Below are 24582 nucleotides of genomic sequence, written 5' to 3' on the forward strand. Positions count from 1 at the left end.
ATTCCAATTAACCTTATAAAACTCTAACCTCACTTATTATACTTTCCTTGATTCTTTCTAAATTTATAGTACTATTGGGCATTGGGTGAGAATAAAAAATGCCCAATAGTATTTTTGTCCTTATTTGATAATTTGTTTGACAATAATATTATTTCGATTTTGAATCTGAACAAAATATATTCCTCCTTCTAAAGCACCCATATTTACCTGTATCTGTTTTACATTATCATTAACAAATTGTGTAGACATCACTTTTCCTGAAATATCGACTAGTCTAATCATCGAACCTTTAAGGTTTTGTTCGCTTTGTAGTGTTAAATCATCGATAACAGGGTTGGGAAATGCTCTTACACTTTTTGTGTTCTTACCAAAAGGTTGGCTTCTAACTAAATTTTGACAAGCAGGTGCTGTGGCACTATTACTAAAATATATAGTAAAACCACTATTGGATACTAATGCAAAATTATCGGTATCAACAGTAACCTCATATATCCCATCAAAATTTGGAATCCCAGTTCCAGAGAATGTAACCCCAGGCTGTGTCTCATTAAAAGTTTGACTTGTGATGCTTGACATCAAATTAATCCACCAACTTGGTGAACCATTATTTGTGTTCATCGATAACTGATACAATCCATTATTCTCTAAATCCCAATTTATGGTAAAATTGGTCATATTACTTAAATCAGGTCCTCCGTCACCTAACACATGTGCTTTTGTATAGCTTACATTTGCAAGTGTTTGTAAAGCTGAATTCTGTGGTGCTCCAAAACTACAATCACCGGTAGTGCCAGGTTCAGTTATAGTTACTGTGTTACTTACTGTATCAGTCGTTCCTACCTCATCAGCAATAGTTAATGTAATTATATATTCACCTGCTACACTAAACTCATGAGAAGTTGTCACTCCCGTACCTGTTGTCCCATTCCCAAAATCCCAGGAATACGACGAGATAACACCACCAGTACTTGTCGAAGTAGAAGCGTCAAAATTAATAATGACAGGAGCGATTCCTGTAGTAATATCGGATACGAAATTGGCTTCAGCGACAGGTGTATTAGGTTCATTTGCGGTAATAGTTACCACATCAGAAACATCTGTGCTTATACTATCACTTATAATTAAGGTTACCACATAAGATCCAGATTGTGAATATGTATGTGAAGGGTTTGCATCGTTGCTTGAGGTTCCGTCTCCAAAATCCCAAGTGTAACTAATTGTACTACCTACAGGAAATACTGATGATGACGAATCAAAATTAACAACCAGCGGAATTGTTCCGGAAATAGGAGTTGCTACAAAATTAGCCTCTATTGCGATTGCAGGATTAAGCACCTTGATGATTACTGAGGCTGTATCACTTTTACCCTTACCATCATCTACGGTTAATGTTATATTTTGGTCCCCAACATCTTTGAATTCATAAGATGTTGTCACACCTATTGCTGTATCGCCATTTCCAAAATCCCAGCTATATGATAATGTGTCACCATCCGGATCAGTTGAGCCAGAAGCATCAAAAGTAACCGCTAATGGTGCCATCCCTTGTGTGATGTTTGTAGAAATATTAGCTGTAGGTTTTCCATTAGTATCTGTTACAACACCTGTGGGTTCTAATCCCCACACTAACTCTCCATTGCGATATAAGGTTACTAAAACGTGTGGCGTCAAAGCTCTTTTACCACCATCATAAGAGAAATCATTACTTTGATCGTGAGCCTGGAATCCTGAATGATGTAATCTAGTTTGAATTTCACCTGTTTTTCCATTTGCAGCCAAGCTTCCTGAAGAAGCTCCAAAACCAACTTCGAGATAGTGTTGTGTTCCTGTGGTGTTGAAAATTCCTGTAGTACCGGTTACAGCAGAATAATCTACATTAAAATCCATAGGGACATCATTTTCTGGAGTGAACCAATATCTAATTGTAAAATCTGCTAGATTCACCGCTTCTAAGGCTTCACTAATGACCTGGAAAACAGGCTTTAGTTCCACTGCACCAGCAGATGTACTATTATCTCTATATGCTACACTAAATGGTGTATTTGGCAAATTATTAAATCGCTCATCTACTGTAATAGCTATTTCTGTTGGATCACCGGTTAATGTGCCATCTGCCTCAGCTAAAGCTAGTTTTATTGTATGCCTTCCTTCTGCAAGATTAGCAATAGGAATAGGTTTTATTTCGAAAACCGATCCTTGCTCAACATCATCAATGAAATATTTTATATGCTGCCCTCCTGGTGAGATATCCCATTTGAAGGTAGAAAATTCAATATCGAAACTAGTTCCTATTAGACTCCCATCTGTTGGGGATTGAATAATTGCAGTGGGGTCTTGCGGCAATTGATCCTTGGTAACAATTACTGTAATAGTTTCTCCCAGATCAGTTAAAGAGTTATCACTACGCTCCATTTGTAAGGTTAGCTCATGCGGTCCTTCTGTTAAGGTAGTAGGATCCGTAAGTATTCCTCCACTTGTGACTAAACCTCTATCTTGTCCATCAATTCTGAACCTTAGCTTGTACTGCTGAGATGGTATCGACCATCCTTCTGTTTTAAATTTAATCTCCAATGGAGTATTTACTAATTCACCATCAAGAGGAGATTCAAAAAATACATCAGGCAAAGGACCGATTGGAGTATCTGCATCCCCACCATGGAGTGTCCATAACACTGCTGCATCAAACATTTTCAGTCCCTCATCTGTCAACAAATGCATAAACTGGTCTCTTAATGGAAAAGCTACCCTTCTTGAAGGAATATTAAGACTAGCTTCATAACCAAATAAAATTGGTTTTGTTCCCGCTTTGGCAATTACTATCGCATCCGCTGTTGGATTACCAAAAGGCAGACTTTGTGAAATAGAGTATAAAGATGTACTTGCTCCTGCACCTACAGCCATAGGATGTGTTGGATCAACAACATCGATTGTTGAAAACCCTTCACTGGTAAATCCATACCCTGTATTTAATTCTCCGGTAGTTAACCTGAGTTTACCATACATAAATGGATTCCAAGTCATTAATGGCACTCTGGCAGCTTCCAGGTCATTTCCTAATTCTCTTGGATCTACTGTAGATGATACCAACACCAAATCAAACGGATTTGCTGATTGTGGACTAGTCGCTTCTTCATCAGAAAACAAGGTGATCTTAAACCCTAATTTTTGTTCTAAACGTGATTTGATTCTTTGATCTTCAGAAGTCAAATTATTCTTATCACCAACCACAAACATCACTTCAATGGTATTCTTATATTTAATATTGATCTCTGGTGTAACTGAAGCTGTATGTCCATTGTTATAAAAAACTTTTGCAGTAATCGTATATGTTTTCCAAATAATCGGAGTCCATGTGACTTCAAAAGGTGCTGTAGTTACTTCTTTCACTAATGTATTATCTACATAATATTCTACCTTGGTAACGCCCTCTATATTGGTCTCTATGCTCAACGTAATAGGATCAGCCTTATCGATAACGGTTCCCTCTATTGGAGAAGCCATTTTTAGTGTTTGTTGTGTTGCCGGCGATACTGATGACCCATCTATTTGTTTAAGATATGCTTCTAACTGCTTTATCTGGGTAACACTTAATGAAGATGTTGCACCGTGAGCATCATTTGCATTGTACTTGGTAAATACTTCTGCCAGAGTTTTTGCTGCACCATGATGTAAATACGGTGCCGTAGCCCATACATCTTTTAAGGTAGGAACATCTAATGCCAATAATTTTTTGCCTAAACGATTCCCACTGTTTGATACAATAGTCCCTACATCATGCATTTTACCAGCTGGACTATCAGTAAAAGCTTCACCACCATGACACGAATTACATTTTAAATCTTCGAATAACGATTTTCCTGCGACTCCATCAGTAGTTAAAGTTCCGTTGGCATTACGATATGGACTAGGGTCAAATGTGCTAAGCGACTCTATATAGGCAGCTAGTGCATCTAGATCTGCGGACTTTCCTTTTTTAGCATCTCCAAGAGATAAGGCAGTAGTTCCTTCATTAAAGTCAGTATCACTTAAGAATCCTTGTCCATTAAAATGGAAACGAATATCATTTTCAAAATCCTGAATCTCATCAAAATTCGCGCTCCAATGTACTCTACCATGTGCTGTTCCCGCTCTACCAACCAAGGAAATTGTATTTCTTAACCCTTCCCCTCTATCTGTAAAATCCCAGGTACGACCATCCTGTGTACCATCACTATGACAACTTACACAACTAATGTACCCGTCGGTTCCCATTTTTAAATTTGAGGCATCGTAGAAAATTTGTTTTCCTTTTAATACAACAGGAGATAGTATTTCAGTTGTTACTGTATTTATAGTTGATACTTCTTGGAGTGTATTGCTTCCTGAATTGATCATATCTGACGCATCAAAAACAGAAATACTACGATCCATAAAGTTTTTTACAAAAACACGATTTGTAGTTTGGTCTATTGCTAACCCTTGAGGAGCTCTACCCACATCTTTCTTTAGTAGTTCTAATCTTCGCTTGGGATCTATGACCACAATTCTGTTATTTCCCTGCATAGTCACAAAAAGGTAATTACCAGTTGGTGTATACAATGCCGAGGACGGTTGACCATGATTGTCTATATCTAATCTTTTGGCAAGTTCCTCCTGACTAGTCGTTAGATTAATAGGAGAAATAGCTGTACGCACCACATTATCAAAGGTCAAAGGTTTACCATCTCTTGCTAATCCACGTAGCGTATTATCTTTTTTAGCTACTGACCAAGCCGATGTATTATCCGGATGAATAGTTATACCTGCAACATAATTAGGTAATCCTCTGCCTTCATTTCCATTATCCACAGTAAAATCATCTATAACTAATGGAATTGTGTTTTTTAAGCTAAAGGTATTTAGATTTACTTCCCAAACCTCTCCTTCTGTATCTTCAGAAATAAACCTAGTAACTAATAACTTACTTCCATCTCCCGTAATTGCTAAGGCTCGCGGAGTAGATCCTATATACAAAGATCCTTTTATTGTGTTTGTTACTGGTGAAAGCTCTATGAGTTGTCCTGATCCAAAAGCAGATACAAATGCTCTACTCCCATCCGGTGTAAAGACAATACCATATGGGCGTGATCCTTTTGATAATGCAATCTTTGTGACTAATGATCCATCTGTATTCAACACATACACCTCATCAGCATCACGACAGGTAATCCAGGCTTTTCCTTCACTGTCTAGCGCTACATTTACCGGATCTTTACCTACCGCAACTTCTTTAATAACTGTTAAGTTATCTGCATTTATAAGCGTTACGGTGTTATTATCAGGATTTACAGACCAAACAATTCTGTTTGTTGTATCTACGGTGATTGGCCCTGATTGTGTAGGTAATACTGAAGGCGTTCCAGACACAACAACAATAGATTGAGACCCTACTATAAACCCTCCGTTATTATCCGAAACCTGAACCTGAACGAGGTAATTACCAGCTTCTGTATACGTATGAGATGTTGTTTTACCAACCCATTCGGTTTTTGGGGAACCATCTCCAAAATCCCATCGATATGTCAACGTATTTCCATCCGAATCAGTAGCATTCGCTGTAAAATCTATTGCAGTATTTATAGTTACAGGAGAAGGAATACTTAAATCTATACTTGTAACTTCCGGAGCTTGGTTAGAGGTATCCCCACCTGTGGTAAAATAGAAGATATATTCTTCCATTCCATTACCTACAGCATCCTTTACTCCACCCTCAATAAATTTTACTTCATAAGTAGTATTTGGTAATAACGCTTCTCTTGGAGCATAATTGATGACTTGATATGACGTTGTGGTTACATCGCCTTTTATAGGTGTTCCTCCTAAAGGACTTACTTGTATGGTTTCATCATTTAAGGTAAGGTCATCTAGTGTTTCATTAATTACAAAACCTAATGTAGTTGTTTGTGGTTGATTTATAGCTCCGGCAATAGGAAAATGGTGCCCAACCGTTGGTGGATTGGTGTCTAATCCATCCTGATGAGCAAAAATAGACGTTTTATCATCTCCACTTGCTATAAGAATATGACCTATTGGCATCCATTGATTATCTATGAACTGTAATGTTTCATCACTTGATGGAGGAAAGAATTCTTGTTCAATCTCCATTTTTTCAAAATTGAACTTTACTCCTCTATCAAATCTTCCTGAAAATCCATATTCATCCTGAAAGATCATATATCGTCCTAAAGTAATTTGATCCGAATGTAAAGTGAATCCTCTTTTTACATTAGTAGGATCACTAATATCAAATCCTACTAAAGCATCCGGTCCTTGATTACCACTCATAAAGACAAGGTAGTTTCTCCATAACTGGATTCCAGTACTGTATTGTTCATGAGGAATATCTCCACCAAAAGATCCTAAAAACTTAATATTATTCGGGTCTCCAAAATCAAATACACTTATATCTCCTGTCTGTGGGGCATAAAAAACATAGTTTCCTACACGCACTACCACATCTGGTAAAGAAACAGTAGCAGGAATATCATCTACCTGTACTCCTGTTCTCATATCAAAAACTCTACTCCCGTCAATAGTGTGAGGAAACGTTTCTAAATTATCATAATTAGATTGTCCATCTCTTACGGTGTACAAAATATCAGAAGAAGTGACTGGTTTCCTATCCAACATATTAGAGAGATCTAGATATTTATATCCTGTCCCTTCTACTTCTGGTACAGAGTATTCTCTATAAAATAAATCTCCTTCCAGTTTCCACCATCTGTGACCATTATTTGCGGCATCACTAAACTGTACTCTTTTTGGTGCAGTAGGATTAGAAACGTCCCAAACACCTGTTCCTGCCTGACCATTAATCATTAAATAGTTACGGTGGTAAGTGTTAATTCTATCCCCTTCTGGAAAATTGGCCAGAAATGTTCCTGCGGGCCAGGTTTGTGTGGTCATTTTTGGGCCTGCTGTACCATCATACACTTGTGTAAATGATTTAATAGCTAAACCTATTGTAATTAATATTACGACAAGACAAAGCTTTCGAATATTATTTTTCACAAAGGTAAAACCCCTATTCTTTTGATTGTATTCTTTTAATTCCATGGGTAAGCGAAAAGTTTGCGTGTAAAGTGTAGGGTTACTGTTTTTTTGCAAAAAAAACTTAGTTAAAAAGAAGGAAGCTATTTTGCAAAGCCTATAGCTTCCTTCAATATGTGTCTAAATGGTTTAAAAATTAATTCTTCATTATTTTCAATGTTCTTGATTTAGCTTTGTGATTAAGCTTAACAAAATATATTCCTGCAGGAAGATCATCCGTATCTAGCTCAACTTCCTTCACTCTTGATTGCACTTGGATAGTTTTTATTATAGTACCATTCATGTTAACTAAACTAACCCTAGCGCCATCCAGAAAATCGTTTCCTCTAATGACCAGTTTATCCTGAACAGGATTTCTATCGACTTTAATATTCATATCCTCTTTCAATACCTCTCTTTGCCTTGCTCCTTCTTTATAAGTAATCACCAGCTGAGGAGGTGTATTTGCTCCATTTTCTTTAGAAGCAAAAGCAAAATCATTTCCAGAAGTCATATTCATAACCAATGATAACTTATTACCAGAAATTGAAGCTGTATTAAGGTTTACTATTTTATTACTTCCTAATTCATAAGTAGTATTTAAACTACCTAATAAAGCCCCTGTTGAAGGTTTATTAGCATTAGACAAGTTGTTTTCCGTCCAATTATTAGAAGTTCCTTTATTCACGTTAAGATTACCGTTACCAGGATCAGAGGCAACCTTAAATTTCAATTGTGCCTTGGTAATCGTTCCGTTAATTGAAGAAAGATCGAACATCAGATATGCTGTTCTTTTGTTTTGCTCTACCCTAACAATAGTATTATTAAATCTGGTAGCCCCCTGAAGGTAAGCATCCTGAATTGGAGACAAAGTAACTGTTTGTTCTACAGCAACGATTTTAGAAGAAACCACTTTATCTATATTAAACAGATACCCCGTACCTCCTTTATACAATAGCTTCAATGTTTTGTTACCTTTAGAAAGTGATACATCTAAAGTATATTTCTTATAGCTATGCCATTGTCCTGTAACGGGTATAGTAATTGAACCCACGATTTTTGAAGCTTCTATAACCTCTATTGTTCCTCCAACACCAGCACTGGAAGCATAAAAATCAAAAGTATATTCTCCATCCGAATCTACATTTACCTCATATTCGGTATAATCTCCGTTTTTGATATATCCTAAGTTTTTATTAGATGTTCCGGGAGTATTCTCGATACGTACACTTCCAGATTTTGAAATAAAACTCTCTGCTTCAAAATTACCTGGAATATCTATTACATCAGAAGGTGGTGTATCTTCTTTTATTTCAATATTTATTCCTGAAGAAGTTGTTACTGCACCATCGTTATCTGTAGCTTTTGCCGTTATCGTATAATTCCCGGTATTAGCAATTGTGGTAGTTGTATTATAAGGAGCAATATTTTCTGTAGCTACCAAATTTCCATTTACAAAAAACTCTACCTTGGCAATAGTACCGTCAGTATCTGATGCATTAGCTATTAATGGTATTGTTGCTCCGGGTTGATATACCGCTCCATTTGCAGGAGAAGTCATGACCACTTGTGGCCCATTGTTTTCATCTCCACAATCTACTAATACTTCGGCAGGGCCATTTCCGGTAGGCTTAGTATATGCTTTTGACAATACAAATTTATCCATCTCGAATCCATCTTCTCTCATAGAAAATGAAATCGTATGTATCCCAGCCGTTGGAACATTAATGAAGATTTTTTGTGCTTCGCCACAATGATTCGCTGCCGTACGTTGTTTACTCTCCCAGGTCCACTGATTTTTACCAGCACACCATTGCATTCTTTGACCTGATTCAGGCCAAGTTCCATCTATTCCAACATGAACTCCGTTATCTTCAGATCCTGTAGAATGTGCTCGTACCCAAACAAAATATTTACCCGGAGTAGTGAATTTTACTTTATAATCTATAATTGCCAACTGACCAGGAGTATTACTAAAGTTTTCTCCATTAATTAATGGGTCGCCATGAGTAACTCTTGTATCTGGTAATATTTCTAGATAACCTCCACTACTAGCTCCATTGTGATGACTTGGATCTGGGTCAGGTGTTGGTGTAGCAGAACTACCATCTAAAACATACCATTTTCTTTTATTGGTTTTAGATTGACTTTTAAAATGTTCTGCTTCAACAGCTACAACTCCATTTTGTTCTAAAGCGGCGCATTGATCCGGATCCGGATCTCCTCCTCCAGAGCCTTTTTTTATGATTAATGCCACCCAATCATTATTGTCAGGTGCAACTAGACTTCCTCCCAATGTAGTTTTAGTAGTTAAATTGCCTCCACTACGAGGATTATACCACTGTACATCATATTTGTTATTTCCATTAGGCAAATTAAGTCCTGTAGAACCACCATTAGGTCTATACACTGCATATATCTCGCCTGCCTTAGCTAAAACATAATCATTGTTATCCGAAGTAACTCCATCAGAAGATACCATACTTGTCAAATTCCCAAGTAAATTGTTGTTAAAAAATTGCAATGCTCTAGATGCATCAGAATATTTATTATTTCTGGACCTATGATTTTGTGCAGACAAATCGGTTTCTCCGGTTTGGTAGCCATAATAATATTCTACTCCTGTTCCACCTGCCATAAGTGTCCCCCAAAGCACCTTATGTCTAACCAGTTTATCTTCCTTTCCATCTTGATCGACTCCAATATTGGCACTTCCTTGTTCGTCATTGGCAACCACCCATTTTTTACCTGCGTTACGAGATTTTTCTAACCATCGTTTCACATCATTGTGTACTTTATTTTTATCCGTTTGCACAGATGCTCCGGTAAGAACTGAGTTATTTCCTAAAAGAGGGTTGTATCTCTGATCTTGTTGATTCGGATAGGTATGGATTACGATATGATGATCATAAGGGTCTATTTGCTTAATATAACTAGCAGTAGACTTTACTACATTATCCGGAATGGTTGTTTCTTCAGAAAGGTTCCAATTTAGAGCTAAGTGATGCCCAAAACGAGCAATTAATTCCCGGTAATACAATTTTCTTTGACGACCAAAACCATTATTATCCATGATATTATCATTTTCGGTCTCTAAGGTCTTGAAATGCATAAACATTCCTTTCTTATCAGCATACTCGAATATCTTTTCCCATTGAGCAAGTTTGGATACATCAAATCTATCTTTGTGCACTCCTTGATTCCACTGCTGCCCATCATTGTATCCGTTGTATGTGTTTACTCCTACTTTTAACAGGTGTGGAAATACATTTTCATCATCTCCATGTAGACTTAATGTTAAAAACGAAAAAGCATTCAACCCTTTATTAGACAAGTATCTTACAACTCCAAGTAATTCAGTCCCTTTTCCACCATTCCAGGTATAGGCGCTTGCATCAGAAGCTAAGTAATCCTGCTGATGAGGATTCCAGGACTTACGTCTATTCCCTCTATTAGGAGTAGCATCAAAATCATCATATGCCAATGTGTTTTCTGGTGCATCAGCTCCCGCTTTTACAAACCATGGACCATTAGGACTTGTTGGGTTCGTACCAGCGAATCTTAGATAATGCTCACCTACATACTTTAGCATACCCTTAGCTTTAGCTCTGTAGTCTCTTCCGGACTTATCAGATTCTGCAATACTAAAAGTTCCGGTGCTTCCATCCATAAAACCTGCACCCGATCCACCTCCATTGATCGCGACATTGGATCCTGATGTAAAAGATGCTGACCAGTTCCAATTTCCTGTTTCGTCCGGGGCAAAATGTACTCTCCATTTATTCCCTGAGGTACAGCTATTATTTTCTGCATTACCGCACGCAGCATAATAACCAGGAACTTTATAGCTTCTGTTACTTCCTTGATGCGTAAAGGTGACTTCTAGTCTATAGTCTGAAAAAGGGTTGGGGTTCGCAGTTTCAGAAGTATTCGGACCGTTAAAAGTAAGGCTGACCTTATGCCACCTCTTTAATTCTCCCTCGGGAGTCTGGGCTTTTGCCAGAACTCCTAAAAGAAGAAATGCAATTAAAAATTTGAATTTTGTTAGATTCATAATTAAAAAATTCTAGTTAAACGTATGATTTAGATGTTAACTAGGGGTAGATTTTGGTTCTTATATAAATTTATTTCTTAATGATTTGTTTCGTTAAAGTTTCTCTTTTATGGTATACTTTGATAAAATACAATCCTGGTCTAAGATCCGCTATATCTAATGAAGTCCCATCTGCATTAGATTTTACGGTTGTAGTCTTTAGTATCTTTCCTGTAATATCTACTAAATTCAGGATAGCTCCATCCATAGTAGTTTTACTTTTTACATAAACAATATCCGATACTGGATTTGGAAATGCTTCAATCCTAAAAGCATCTGAAACTTTTGGTGCTTTATTTAAAGTATTACAAACTGGAGGAATATCACTATTACTGAAATAGATAGTAAATGTTCCTGTTTTAGATACTAGTACAAAATTATTACCATCTAGGGTAGCGTTATACGCTCCATCAAGATTGGGGAATCCCGTTCCGGATAGGGTTATACTTGGTTGTGCAGCATTAAAATTCTGAGCAGTGATGTTATTCAATAAATTATTCCACCAATCTGGAGAGCCATTATTTGTATTCATTGAAAACTGCCATAGCCCATTATTTGTAAGATCCCAATTAATTGTAAAATTGGTTACATTGCTTAAGTTAGGACCTCCAGACCTTAAAACATAGATTTTTGTATAAGCAACATTTGCGACTGTTGGTAATGGATCAACCTGAGGAGCCCCAAAACTACAATCTCCACCATTTCCAGGTTCTGTAATCACAATGGAAGAAGTTGCTTTATCAGTATTCCCCGATGAATTAGTCACTGTTAATGTCACAATATAATTGCCTGAGGTGATATATTCATGAGATATTGTAGCACCATTTCCTATAGTACCATCTCCAAAATCCCAAGCATATGCCAGCGAACTACCATCAGAACTTGAAGAGCCTGAACCATCAAAAGAAATAGTAGCTGGCGCTACTCCTCCAGAAGCACTAGTAATAATATCTGCTGTTACTATTACAGAAGTATCGGGGTTGCTAACTACAATTGTCGTTGTTTCAGTATCATTTAAAGATCCATCACTTACTGTAAGCGTAATTGTATAACTTCCGGGCTGAGTAAAAATATGTGATATTCCTACTCCTGTAGCGGTAGTACCATCTCCAAAATTCCAAGAATATGAAAGTGTGTCATTATCCGGATCAGAAGAAGTGGAAGCATCAAACTGAACTGTTAATGGAGCATCGCCAGAAGCTATATCATTACTAAATCTGGCAACAGGTGGTCGATTAACTGTGCCACCCACAACATTAGGGATTAGCGGCGCCAAATGAGGTGTTAAGACGTCTAATTTCCATTGATTTACAGAAGTCCAATCATCTTGTAAAATTCCTCCGGTATCACCAGAATTAGGATTCATACTCCAAAAGGTCCAGGAATAAATACCACCCATAAAATTAGTAAACTCAGTAAACCAGGTATAGGCGATACCACCAAAGGCATCTTGATTTTTGATCCCAAATTCTCCTACGAATAAAGGAGAAGTTCCTTCTTCATATAAATAGTGAAAGTTCTCTTGCCATATCCCAGGCATATTTTGAGGAAAATTAGGAGCTTCGAACCAATCTTGTGGGGCTACTTCCGGACCGTATTCATGAGCAGAATACATTAATTTACCGGGGTCAGATAATTGTACAGGATACTTCTTTGCACCCATCAACTGTCCGCCCCACCAATATGAATTTCCTTCAAATTCACCTACACCTTCTACGATTATCAACACATTAGGGTTAGTTTGTAATATAGCATTACCACAACGCTCTGCAGCTTTGTTCCAATCTGTAGCGGGATTACTATTCCCCCAGGAAGATCCGTGAGGTTCATTGTTCAGGTCCATAGCTACAACAGCTGAGTAGTTCTTATAACGATCAGCTATAAAAACCCAATCATCAATCCACCGTTGTTCTGAATACTCGGGAGTATACCAAACAGCTTCGTTTAAAAAACCATCTGCAGCCCTAGAATGATTATCTAAGACAATTTTCATATCATTCTCCTGACACCATCTTACAAAAATATCCATAAGTTCAATGGGCTTAGTCACTGTGGCTTCCTCTTCGTTCATTGGAGATATGCCTGTATAACCATCAGACCCATAGGAAGGGATGGTTATCGTAGCTCCTGGATTTAACATTTCGTTACACCAAGGTACTCTTATGGTATTAAATCCGAGATCCTTGATTTGTTGTAGTACACTTTTCATATCACGGGTCCATATTCCGTGAGGAAAGTAGTTTTGTGTTTCAAAACCAAACCAGTTTACCCCGGTAAGTCTCACTTCTTTTCCAGTAGAATCAAATAATTTATTCCCGGAAACTGAAAGCCAGTTTTGTTCCTGAGCTGATCCTTTGCAAAACATACCAAATACTAATAGTATGGTCAAAGCAGTACAAATACACTTTATACTTTTTATTGTATTTTTCATTTCATCTTATTTTAGTTAGTTAAAAAAGAGAGAGGTATATAACCCCTCTCTTTTATGGATTAAAAACTACCTATTAATCATCACTTTATTTCTGAATTTTTCTTTTGAAGCGAAATCAAAAGTTTCTAAAATATATAATCCAGAAGGTAATTCTTCTACAGAAATACGAGCCTGTATCTGATTTGTATTCTTTATGTTTTTAACTTTAACTACATTACCAGATAAGTCAATCAATCGTATCCTAAGGTTAGTATTACCATTACTATTCTTTTTACTACTATTGGCGGACACATTAATATAATTCGCTGCCGGATTAGGACTCACTAACACATTTGCTTGTTGTGTTACCGGCGCAGGTGCATTAGTGGTCTCCCCAAAGAAGAAACCATATTCTGCATTTGCCAGTGCGACTTCTATCTGAGCCCAACTTCTGTGATAATTTTGTGTAAAATCTGTACCAGAATCATATGCTGTTTTTAATCTGGCATAGTCCGGATCATTTTTTAGTCCTGATCTTATATCTAAGAATGATACTCCGGGCTGGATAACATCTCCATTAGCCATAGTACCAGTAAATCCTTGTGGTACATATACTTCTTCTTCAAAAATTCTTTTGAAATCACCTCTGGACTCAGGAGAGGAGACTCCTTTATCATCACGATAGGTAATCCACATCCTGTCCAATACTTCTTTAGCTAGATCGCGAGATACCGTATCCAAGGTTGCGTATTTTTCTGTAGCAGCAGCATAGTAAATTAATGCTTTAGCCATCGACGCAGCTACTCCTAAATCCTTTCCATAATCAGTAACAACTACGCTCAGGTTATTATTACTCCCCGGATTTACCGGATCCCAAGTATCAGGCTCTCCTGTCCACTCTAGCGTTGCAGGGATATCAAAATCATTATCTCCAATAAGTTTTACTTCACTTTTTACCCAAGTAGTCCATTTATCCATGAGGCTTTTGGCCATTGGGTCATTAGTAATGTAATAGTACTCAGCTACTCGCTCCATAGACCAGGCTTGCCATCCAAACCAAGTTCCACTTCCCGGATCATGGTATACAGGATCTGTATCAAAAGCCATATCATAGAATGTTGATTTACCAGCAGGATACACGCTATAATCTCCATTCCAGCTATTGGTAGCTCCACCGGCTATTGCTCCTTCTTTAGATTGTAACCAGGTATAGAATTCCATTTGTCTTTTCAGGCTCTCGTTCCAGTCTCTTTCTCCATTCTGAGATTTTGGCTTCAACTCATTTACCTGTGTTAATGCATATGCGGCAACGGGGTTTTGGTATCCAAAATGACAATGACTGGAACTAATTCTAAATGCCCATTGAGAGGCTGGATCCGCAGACCCGCCCCAAGACATATACCACGACATCAAATAGTGCGCACTATCATATCCGGTTCCTGCTCCACTAGTCGCACTCTGTACTCCTAAAGGTTTAAAATATTTATCAAACATCGCTAACCTTAAATAATCTCCCATCTTAGATGCTTTATCCAAATCAAGACTACTTAAACTAGTTCCTTGTTCTTTCGCATATACTTGTGCCCAATACATAGCTTGTACTGCTCTAGCATCTGCATCAGGAGCACTAGTGTATCTCCATTGTCTGGCATAATTTTGATCTTCAATAAATAACGGTAAGAATCCATTTGCTCCTCCCCAATCGAAGCTCTCCCAGGATGGATGAGGTATGGTTTCATACACTGATTCTTGCTCTCCTCTCTGGAAGGTGTTAATGTAAGAAGGAGTACTTACTCCATCACCTCGGTTTCCATAACCATAGAAATTATCATTATCCAATAACCAGTGCATTTGATATATATCAGCACCATAGGTAGCTGTCAGATCTGATGAAACTGGATCTGAACCTACGGGAGCACTGAAATTAAGTGGCGCCGGATAATCGCTCGGTAAAGGGAATTCACTAGCATATGCAGCCGGAGAAGATGGATTATACGCTCCGTTAGTTGGCTGATCCGCAGTAGTCGGAATAATAAATTGTTCGATTTTATCCCATACATTACCTAGTGGAGTCCAATCTCCTGTTACCCTACCATTCATTACTTCTAGCCATAACCAATAGGAGTATAATTCGCTGGTAGATTCATGGCCATGATCTGGCGCCTCTACAATTAATGATTCGATCGAATGGTGAGGAGAACCGTCTGCACTAAAATATCCATTTGCAGGGTCATAAAACTCATTTCTCATTTCGATAAAACGATCGATATATGCATTATCACCAGTAGGTGGATTAATGATAATCTCATCCGTTGCTTTAATCGTTATTATGGCTTGATCTTCTCCTCCATTTCCATCAGCAACAACAAGAGTAACTTCATAATCTCCTTTGGTAGTAAATGTATTTTCTGCAGTAACTCCAGTGGCAGTATTTCCATCTCCAAAATCCCAATTATAGGTCAACGTATCACCATCAGCATCTGTAGAACCCGAAGCATCAAATGTAACAACCAATGGAGCCACTCCTGTTACCGGGGTTGCAGAAATATCAGCAATAGGATTGGTATTGCCACCCGTGTCTCCACCACAATCAGGTGCAGTAGCCGTAGTACTAAAATAAATAGTAAATCCTCCTGTTTTAGATACTAATGCAAAATTGCCTGCATCTTCTGTCACCCAGTATTCACCATCTAACCCTGTAAATCCGGAGCCTGTAATAGTAATTTCCGGTTGCGAAGCATTAAAGTTCTGTGTAACTTTTGGCAGGAAATCATTATACCAATCCGGAGTACCATTATTGGTATTCATAGAAAATTGATATAATCCATTATTGGCTAGATCCCAGTTAATATTAAATTTAGTTACATTGTCTAAGTTTGGCCCTCCATTTCCTAAAACATAAATAAAATTATATTCCTTATTTATACTCGAGAGAGAAGTAGCTATAGGAGTTCCAAAAGAACAATTTCCACCTACGACAACAGGGTTTCTCACTACTTCTATACTATTAGAAAGATCAAATTCACCGCTTAAAGCCGCAATCGTTCCTTCGGCAGTAAGACCTGTAATGGTTCCGTTATAGGTTATGTTATAGATAAAACAACTTCCAACTCCGGCACCATCAAAATCAACAGCTTCTGGTGTTGCTGGTAACCCCAGGATTTTACCTTGATCATCTGTGATAACCCATTGGTTAGTTTCTCCAATGTTACCTGTTAAGGTTATTCCTGAAACATTATCCGCAATACCATCTCCAACAGTAAATATAAATGGTCCTCCTGAAATGGTTCCTCCATTTACCTGAGGATCCACTGTTCCTCCATCACAATCTGGTGCGGTAGCAGAAGTACTAAAATAAATAGTAAATCCTCCGGTTTTAGAAACCAACACAAAATTCCCTGCATCAACTGTTGCCCAGTATGAGCCATCTAATCCAGCAAACCCTGAGTTTGTAATGGTGATCCCGGGTTGAGCAGTATTAAAATTCTGTGTAACTTTTGGCAAGAAATCATTCCAATATGATGGATTACCATCACTAGTATTCATAGAGAACTGGTACAATCCATTATTAGCCAAATCCCAATTAATTGTAAAATTGGTGACGTTATCTAGATTTGGACCACCATTACCTAAAACATATATATTTTCGAAAGCCGAATTAATAGATGGCAAAGCAGTATCTATTGGTGTTCCAAAAGCACAACTTACACTTCCATCAGTTACATTAATAGTTTTTGTAGCAGTATTTGATTCTCCTATTCCATTAGTAACGGTAAGTGTTACCACAAACTGTCCTACTGTAGTATATGTTGTAGTGGTGGTTATTGTGCTTGCCGTCTGACCATTTCCTAAATCCCAATTATACGTAAGATTTCCTCCTGTGGGATCTATAGAAGATGATGCATCAAAAGATACTTCTAATGGAGCAACTCCAGTATCTGCATTTACAGTAAAGGCAGCTACCGGGGAACCATCTGTTACATTAATAGTTATTGTCTTTGTTCCTTGTTTGCTCCCGTCACTTACAGTAAGCTTTGCCAAATATTCACCAACAGCAACATATTCGTGATTCGTTGTTACCCCTACAGCAGTATTGCCATCTCCAAAATCCCAAGTATACGTTAATGCATCTCCATTTTCATCTGAAGAAGCAGAGGCATCAAAGGCAACACTTAATGGAGCAATACCAGCAGTGGGTGTTGCTGTAAAGTCTGCAACCGGTGCAATATTACCATCCTCCACGGTAATTGTTGTACTAGTTTCAGCAGAGATGTTTTCTCCGTCACTTACCGTAAGTGTTACTAAATATGATCCTATTGCTGAGTAAGTAATTATAGGATTAGCGGTAGTAGAGGTTTCTCCATTACCAAAATTCCAATTATAAGATAAAGCATCTCCATTAGGATCAGAAGATGCTGATGCATCAAATGATACTTCGAGTGGAGCAACACCAGACTCAGGGGTTGCTGTAAAAGAAGCCATTGGCGTATTACCTCCATTAGGTTCATTACCAAAAACTAACACTCCATTATCATACACAGGGATGTTAGAGCTTTCGATCTCGTTACCTCCTAACCCCTGTGCTGACCAATCATTAGTAGTGTCATAAGGTACCCCATTAGATACTCTAAAATTAAGTTGTGTTTCTCGTCTGAATTGCGGGTCTCCAATTGGGGCTATTTGCTCACCAACTAAGGATACTTCAGCGTAATAAATATTTCTACTAGCATCCCAAGTTCCAATTGTGATAGAACTGTTTCCCTGTACAGAGTTCAACGTCGGTTGGTAGTCTGCAATTGTCAATCCTTGGGCAATTCCTTCAGAAATATCAAAGAAATATCTGTAAGATAATTTATCTGTAACTCTCGCAGGCCAAGCTGTTCTATTTTGAACACGAATCTGAACGGTACTCCCAGAAGCGTTATTACTATTAAATTTTGAAACGGTTCTGGTCTCTGCTCTAGTAGGAATACCTAACGAGGCTGGTGGAAAATTAACCAATGGTGTGCCTCCAAAATTATCGTACATCCAAGCCAGAACACCTGTTATTCCTGCATTGTAATCACAAGCCACCTCATTCGCAATAAATTCACATCTATCATCTACAAAGCCATCGTTGGCAGGGCTTTTTGGTCCCCCTACTACAGCTCCATATAAGATATGACTTGAAGTATCAGGTACTTTATCACAACTGTTTGTCCATCCTCCATGCGCGCCTCTGTGATGAGGTTTATTTGCCGGGTTATTACCAAAACCAATCATAAAGCTTCTATTAATTGGGTTATCCCCTAAGGTATAATCCGCCATGAATTTTGCATAATTTCTATAGGCAGTCTGTTGTGCAGCATTGGTTGATACCTTGTCGCTATAAACCAAAGCTAAGAACGCTTCGTTATTCGCATATCTTAAGGTTCCCCATTGTCTAATATGAGGAAGACCTCCAGGAGTTGTAGGAACCACATCTCCGTTTACTCCAACACCAGTCCACCAATCCAGGTTTCGCTCCGCATCTTGCTTGTATTTATCTTTACCTGTTAGTATTGACATCAATACATAGGTACCATAGGCTTTATCATCCCAAGAGAACGCCTCTTTGTATTTAGCAGTAGCGCTTTGACCTTCTCGTTGCATATTGTCATACTCTGCTTCCGCTTTAACGAGGTAGGCATTATCATTTGTAGCTCTATATAACCAGGCGGCTCCCCATACAATTTCATCTTCATAATTACTGAATGAACGATAAAAACCAGCAGCATCCGTTATAGAATTAGAGTAAGCTTCTCTTACACTATCTGCATAATCATATAATTCTATTGCACTTTGTAACAAACGAGCACTATATGCTGGATCATCATCCTTTAAAAGAATACTTACTGCAGCTAGTGCTGCAGCAGTTTCTCCTGCCAGATCAGAACCACCATTAGCACCTGAAATTTTAAATGCTTCTCTTGGTTGAGGGTTAACTTCTGCAGCCCCCCACCAAGCATGGTCAATACCACCTGCTGCGACCTGTCCCCAGAGCTCCTGAGGTCCGGTATGACATTTTAGGAAGTAATCCGTTACAAATCGAAGATTCCTCTTTAGAATATTTAATTGCCCTGCTCTTGCATAGGCATCCTTAAATTCGATTCCTCCCCAAGCCAATGTAGTCACTGAATAAGCCATTGGAAAATTAAACTTTACGTGGTCTCCGGCATCATACCACCCCCCTGTTAGGTCTAATCCGACATCGGATCCATCATCTAATGCTGAATCAGCTCTCCAGGAAACCCTATTCCAAGAAGGCAACTTTCCCGATTGTTGTGCTTCATAAAAAAGTAATGATTTTTGGAGTGCTTCTCCATAATTGAATTGTGCAGTTGCTGTGCTACAAATCAGATATGACAGTAATATCATAGCTGATTGAATAATTTTTTTCATAGTTTATGTGATTTAAGTTTATTCTTTGATTAATTGCAGTTTTGTCTTATTGCCTATCGAAATAATATAGATACCTGCTTCAAGATTGGTTATCGAGATGAGCTCTTCATTTGATTTGGTCTCTACAGATTTGATAGTTTTTCCTAAAAGATTATAGATCACAATCTTTTCTCCAAGGTCATGACCCGTTACGGTTACTATATCTCGTGCGGGATTAGGGTACAGGCCAACAATATTTTCATTTTTATCAAATGATCTATTACTAGCTGCAGGAATTATTTTCCATTTCTGATTATTATTGGCGCTACTATAATCCCATAGTTGCACATTAGCATCTATAGCTCCAGAAGCTCTATCCAATCCCAAATCTGGGCAATGCATAGGTTTTAGTCCAAAAACTTCGTTACCATTGGTGATTACTTTCCATTTTTTATGATTATTACTTGAGTTAGTCCAGGTAGCTACATTTGCCCCATTATTGCATAGAGCATATGGTACTTCTAAAAACCTTTGGGTTCCCATATTTTTTATAGTATATATATTATCTCCTAAGTGTTTGAAGATCCACTTCTGATCATTATAACTTCCTGGGTTGTGCATTCTGGCACTATGGTTTTCTAAGTTTCTGGATAGTAGCCTTTGTGTATTTTGAGTAGCAGTAATGAAATAGGTTCCATTGGCAATCAACTGCGGATTATTTGTAATTACAGTAACATTATTCACCTGATCCGTGTCCAATGCCTGCTGCCAATTGGTTCCTATTGGTCTGATATGGGATTTATAGGCATATCCATTCCCCGGTGTGGGAGATGATGGTAAATTCACAGTAATTGCTTTAATTCCTGAGCCTTTGGACACTTGCTCTACTTTGCTTGCTACCCAAGTATTATTTTTCCAAAAACTAACAGCTATTTCTCTATCCAAGGATGCAGAATACTCCATAGTAAAGGTATAAGAGTTTGCAGGGTTTATTGAAGTAGGTGCATTTTTAAAAGCTATTTTATCTTCAATCACAACCTCGTTTTCAACGATTACGTTATTGACTTGATCTCTATCAATTGCTTCTCTCCAGGTGGTACCAACTGGGCGGACATGAACCTTATAGACATATCCTGAACCCAAAGTCGGTGCTGAGGGCAGTGTAACCGTTATAGATGTTGTTCCTTTTCCTTTAGCAACTGTTTTCTTTTGTTGCGCAATCCAAGCTGTAGGTGACCAAAATTCTACCACGATTTCCCGATCGGCAGAAGCTTCATAGTCTACATTAAAGGTATAAGCCGTTTGGGGTGTAATTGCAGTAGGAGCATTATTAAAAGAAACTGTTTCATTTGTTGGGTTAGGATCTGGATCTCCACCTCCATTATCATCTACTAACTTATAAGACCGCACCCAGTCATAATAGGTAGTACGATTAGCCGCAGAATCATTCATCCCGTCTTGTCCTGCTTTTGGTGGATTCCAATCATAGGTTTCTACGACCATCCTTAGATACATAGCAAGACTAAAATCTGCAGCGGGGTTGATCTTAAACACAAATCTACCATCAAGATAAAACAGACATTCTTTTGCATTTTTCCACCATACTCCATAGGTGTGATATCCGGCATAGGCAGGTTCACCAATATCAGCCTTGTTGCCTCTAATACCAACTGGAGTGCTATTACAAGAAGTCCCTCTACTATGTGTATTAGCATTTAAAGTAACTATATTTCTGTCTATCCAAGATTGCCCCCCAGTATTACGCCCCACATTTTCGGTGACATCCAATTCTGTAACTCTATAATCACAGCCTGTAAATTCATTTCTTTTGTTGATTAACCAAAAGGTTGAAGACATAAAAGTTTTATTGGCTTTTATTCGTGCTTCGTAGTACCCATATAGATTTTTGGTTTTGGATCTTATTAGTCCTCCATTATGAGTCCATCCATTAGATGGATTTGTTTTCTTTGAAGCTGTAATTTTTAGGTTTCCGCCAGAAACAGATACAGATGATGTTTCAAATCTGGCAGGTCTTCTACCTTCCCATTGAGGACTATTTATTGCCCATTTAGAGGTATTAAGAGATGTGCCGTTAAATTCGTCAGACATCGATTCGATCTTTTCCCATTTCTTTCCATTGGGAGGGGTTGGTGTTTGGGATAAAGAAGGTATTGTTGTGATCAATACAAATAGTATAAAAAACAGGTGTTTTTTTAAATTCATGGTATGATTAGTTATGTTATAATAAATGAGATAAAGATGGCTTCCTGAAAATCCAGGAAACAGTTATCAATACTATTGGGTAATAAGTGATCTAGATAACTCTAGCTTCGTTTGACTGAATTAATCAATGGATCATTGTATGATACTGCGAGTAGTATACATAAGAAGTAATTATAAGATCGAGAGACGACCTGCCATAAGATTGTTGGCAATAAAGTATGCCTGAGTAGTGGAGTTTTCATGATGGAGTTTGCGTTAGTTTGTGTGAATAGGTTTAAAAAGTCTTTATAATTATTGTATAATTTTAAGTTTAATGTTTTTTATGATTTCAGAACATAAAGTTCTCTAATTTAAACGTTTGATTATACGTTTATAAAGGGTACATTAGGGGTACATGAATAAAAAAAAGAATACATATAGCGTACTATTTTTTATTTTATACGTTAGAATAAAATAAGTGCCATTTAACCTCCAAAACTACCGTGAAGTATTTAACATTCTGGATGCTCGTTTTTTTTTCTATGTCCATATGCACTACTGCTGTTGGACAGCATATACATAACCCTGAGAATCGAATCAAACAAATAGATAGTTTATATGATATTGCCTTAAAAGATCTTATTGGTAATGGTGATCAGTTGAAAGAATTGATTAAGCAATCACAAGAAGCGAATTATCCTAAAGGAGAAGTAAGAGGCCTTGTCAATCTTGGAGTTTATTACACTAATAATTCGATGATTGACAGTGCTAAGATCGCTTATGAAAGAGGAGAAAAAATCATAAGAAGACATCCGGATTTAGAATTCATACTCTCCTATATTTATAATAATAAAGCCTCTATTCTTACTAACCAGGATTTACATTATCAAGCCTTAAAATACTTTCATAAATCACACAAAGTCAATTTAAAGCAAGGTGATAAAAAAATGGCAATGATTATTAAAATGAATATTCTGGGTTGTCATTTGGCTCTTGGTGAACCTGACAAAGTATTAGCATATTCAAAAGAATTACTTGCAGATCCCGAGGTAATTAATCAAAAAGATTTAAAGTACAAATTGTACTCTAATCTTGCTATGGCACATTTTGATAAAAAAGAATTCAGAAAAGCTATAAACTGGTGGAGCGCAAACCTAAAAAGCATTGAGAATTCTGATCAAAAAGGAGAAATCAGCTATCTCATGACTTCTATAGCAGATGCATATCGCAATCTTGGTGATTATAGTATCGCATTAAAAAAGGCATTAAAAGCACAACGTATTATTGACAATAAGCCGGAACTTAGTGCCTATGCTGCAGCAAATGCATTGGTTTTAGGCAAGATTTATAATTCATTAGATAATCCGGCAGAAGCCATAACACATTTTCAAAATGTTATCGTCAAAAATCCGGATGACCCTATGGACATTGCTTTTTCGTATAAAAACCTGGGAGCAATTCATAAACGAATAGAATCCTGGGACACTGCGGCTCATTATTATGAAAAATATGGTACTTTGGTTGATAGCCTTTATCAAAGCAGAAATGATGATATTTCTAAAATATCCGAAGGGAAAATAGAATTGATAGAAGAAGAATATAAAAATAATCTTCTTACTAAGGATAACGATATTCTTACCTATAAAAATGAGAAACAACAACTCTATATCATTTCTCTGGCTATCGGTTTTTTTAGCCTTTTATTCATATTACTATCCTGGATCTTATATAGAAAATATTATAAAAGTGAACTACAGGTTGAGTTATTAAAAGAAAACGAAAAGAAAATTCTCGAAAACCATCTAAAAGCCCGAGAAGAAGAATTTCTAGCCACTATGATATCAGTAAATGAAAGGTTAGACAAGTTATCTTATATCAAAAAGAACTTATCCTCTGCCATAAAATATAATAACAGAGAAGAAATCATAGATGTCGAAAAAAGATTGGAGCGTTTTATCTCTTCCACTTCTGACCTGAGTGTTTTAAAAGATCGTATAGAATCACAATATCCAGGTATCACGGCACAGATAAACACCAGTTATCCTGATTTGTCTACCAATGACGTTAGACATTGCCTTTTGATGAAACTCAACCTATCTATCAAAGAATCTGCTCAATTACTTAGTGTTTCTACACATGCTGTAAAAATGGCTCGGAAACGATTAAAGAAAAAAATGAACATCCCGGATCATATTTCCTTAAAAGACCATTTACAGAATACATAAATATTTTTGCTTTTTGTTATAGCTTTTTTAAGCCGAAACATCATCTCAGGACACAGAAATCAAAAACCATTATCCAAATGTTAAAGTTTAACATTTTTCATCACAAAAAAGTTAATTCTGTGTAGTTGATCGTTACTATCCGACTTCTTAACAAATTGTTAAGCACAAAGGGGAAAAACACCCTGTTCTGTCTATTGTTCCACGTT

Annotated in this window: 6 protein-coding genes; 1 reads left to right on the forward strand and 5 read right to left on the reverse strand. The window is 37.4% G+C overall.

From position 1 onward, the window contains the following. Positions 1-120: 120 nt before the first annotated feature. The 5 genes from J8M14_RS03070 to J8M14_RS03090 all read right to left on the reverse strand — a co-directional run bounded on the left by J8M14_RS03070 (position 121) and on the right by J8M14_RS03090 (position 22172). On the reverse strand, positions 121-7074 hold the full coding sequence (locus tag J8M14_RS03070) for a PKD domain-containing protein (RefSeq protein ID WP_211072939.1): 6954 nt from the start codon (positions 7072-7074) through the stop codon (positions 121-123). 130 nt (positions 7075-7204) lie between these two features. After that, the gene (locus J8M14_RS03075) at positions 7205-11101 is read right to left on the reverse strand and encodes a carbohydrate-binding protein (RefSeq protein ID WP_211072941.1); all 3897 of its coding nucleotides are present in this window, start codon (positions 11099-11101) and stop codon (positions 7205-7207) included. Between the two features lie 70 nt (positions 11102-11171). After that, positions 11172-13571 (reverse strand): cellulase family glycosylhydrolase, encoded by a 2400-nt coding sequence (locus tag J8M14_RS03080; protein ID WP_211072943.1) that lies wholly within the window; start codon positions 13569-13571, stop codon positions 11172-11174. 66 nt (positions 13572-13637) lie between these two features. Next, the gene (locus J8M14_RS03085; RefSeq protein WP_211072945.1) at positions 13638-19970 is read right to left on the reverse strand and encodes a glycoside hydrolase family 48 protein; all 6333 of its coding nucleotides are present in this window, start codon (positions 19968-19970) and stop codon (positions 13638-13640) included. Positions 19971-19988: 18 nt separating this feature from the next. Continuing rightward, positions 19989-22172, reverse strand: a complete 2184-nt coding sequence (locus J8M14_RS03090) for a family 16 glycosylhydrolase (RefSeq protein WP_211072946.1) — start codon at positions 22170-22172, stop codon at positions 19989-19991. A gap of 503 nt (positions 22173-22675) precedes the next feature. On the opposite strand from J8M14_RS03090, the gene J8M14_RS03095 reads away from it, so the two are divergent. After that, a complete protein-coding gene (locus J8M14_RS03095; protein WP_211072948.1) occupies positions 22676-24376 on the forward strand; it encodes a tetratricopeptide repeat protein in 1701 nt (566 codons plus the stop codon). Positions 24377-24582: the final 206 nt, after the last annotated feature.

This window comes from Aquimarina sp. MMG016, assembly GCF_018100805.1.
Classification (GTDB): Bacteria; Bacteroidota; Bacteroidia; order Flavobacteriales; family Flavobacteriaceae; genus Aquimarina.

What these genes read in the sequence shown, in the direction of transcription:
- J8M14_RS03070 (WP_211072939.1), bottom strand. Translation starts at nt 7,074, where the DNA reads ATGGAATTAAAAGAATACAATCAAAAGAATAGGGGTTTTACCTTTGTG.
- J8M14_RS03075 (WP_211072941.1), bottom strand. Translation starts at nt 11,101, where the DNA reads ATGAATCTAACAAAATTCAAATTTTTAATTGCATTTCTTCTTTTAGGA.
- J8M14_RS03080 (WP_211072943.1), bottom strand. Translation starts at nt 13,571, where the DNA reads ATGAAAAATACAATAAAAAGTATAAAGTGTATTTGTACTGCTTTGACC.
- J8M14_RS03085 (WP_211072945.1), bottom strand. Translation starts at nt 19,970, where the DNA reads ATGAAAAAAATTATTCAATCAGCTATGATATTACTGTCATATCTGATT.
- J8M14_RS03090 (WP_211072946.1), bottom strand. Translation starts at nt 22,172, where the DNA reads ATGAATTTAAAAAAACACCTGTTTTTTATACTATTTGTATTGATCACA.
- J8M14_RS03095 (WP_211072948.1), top strand. Translation starts at nt 22,676, where the DNA reads ATGCTCGTTTTTTTTTCTATGTCCATATGCACTACTGCTGTTGGACAG.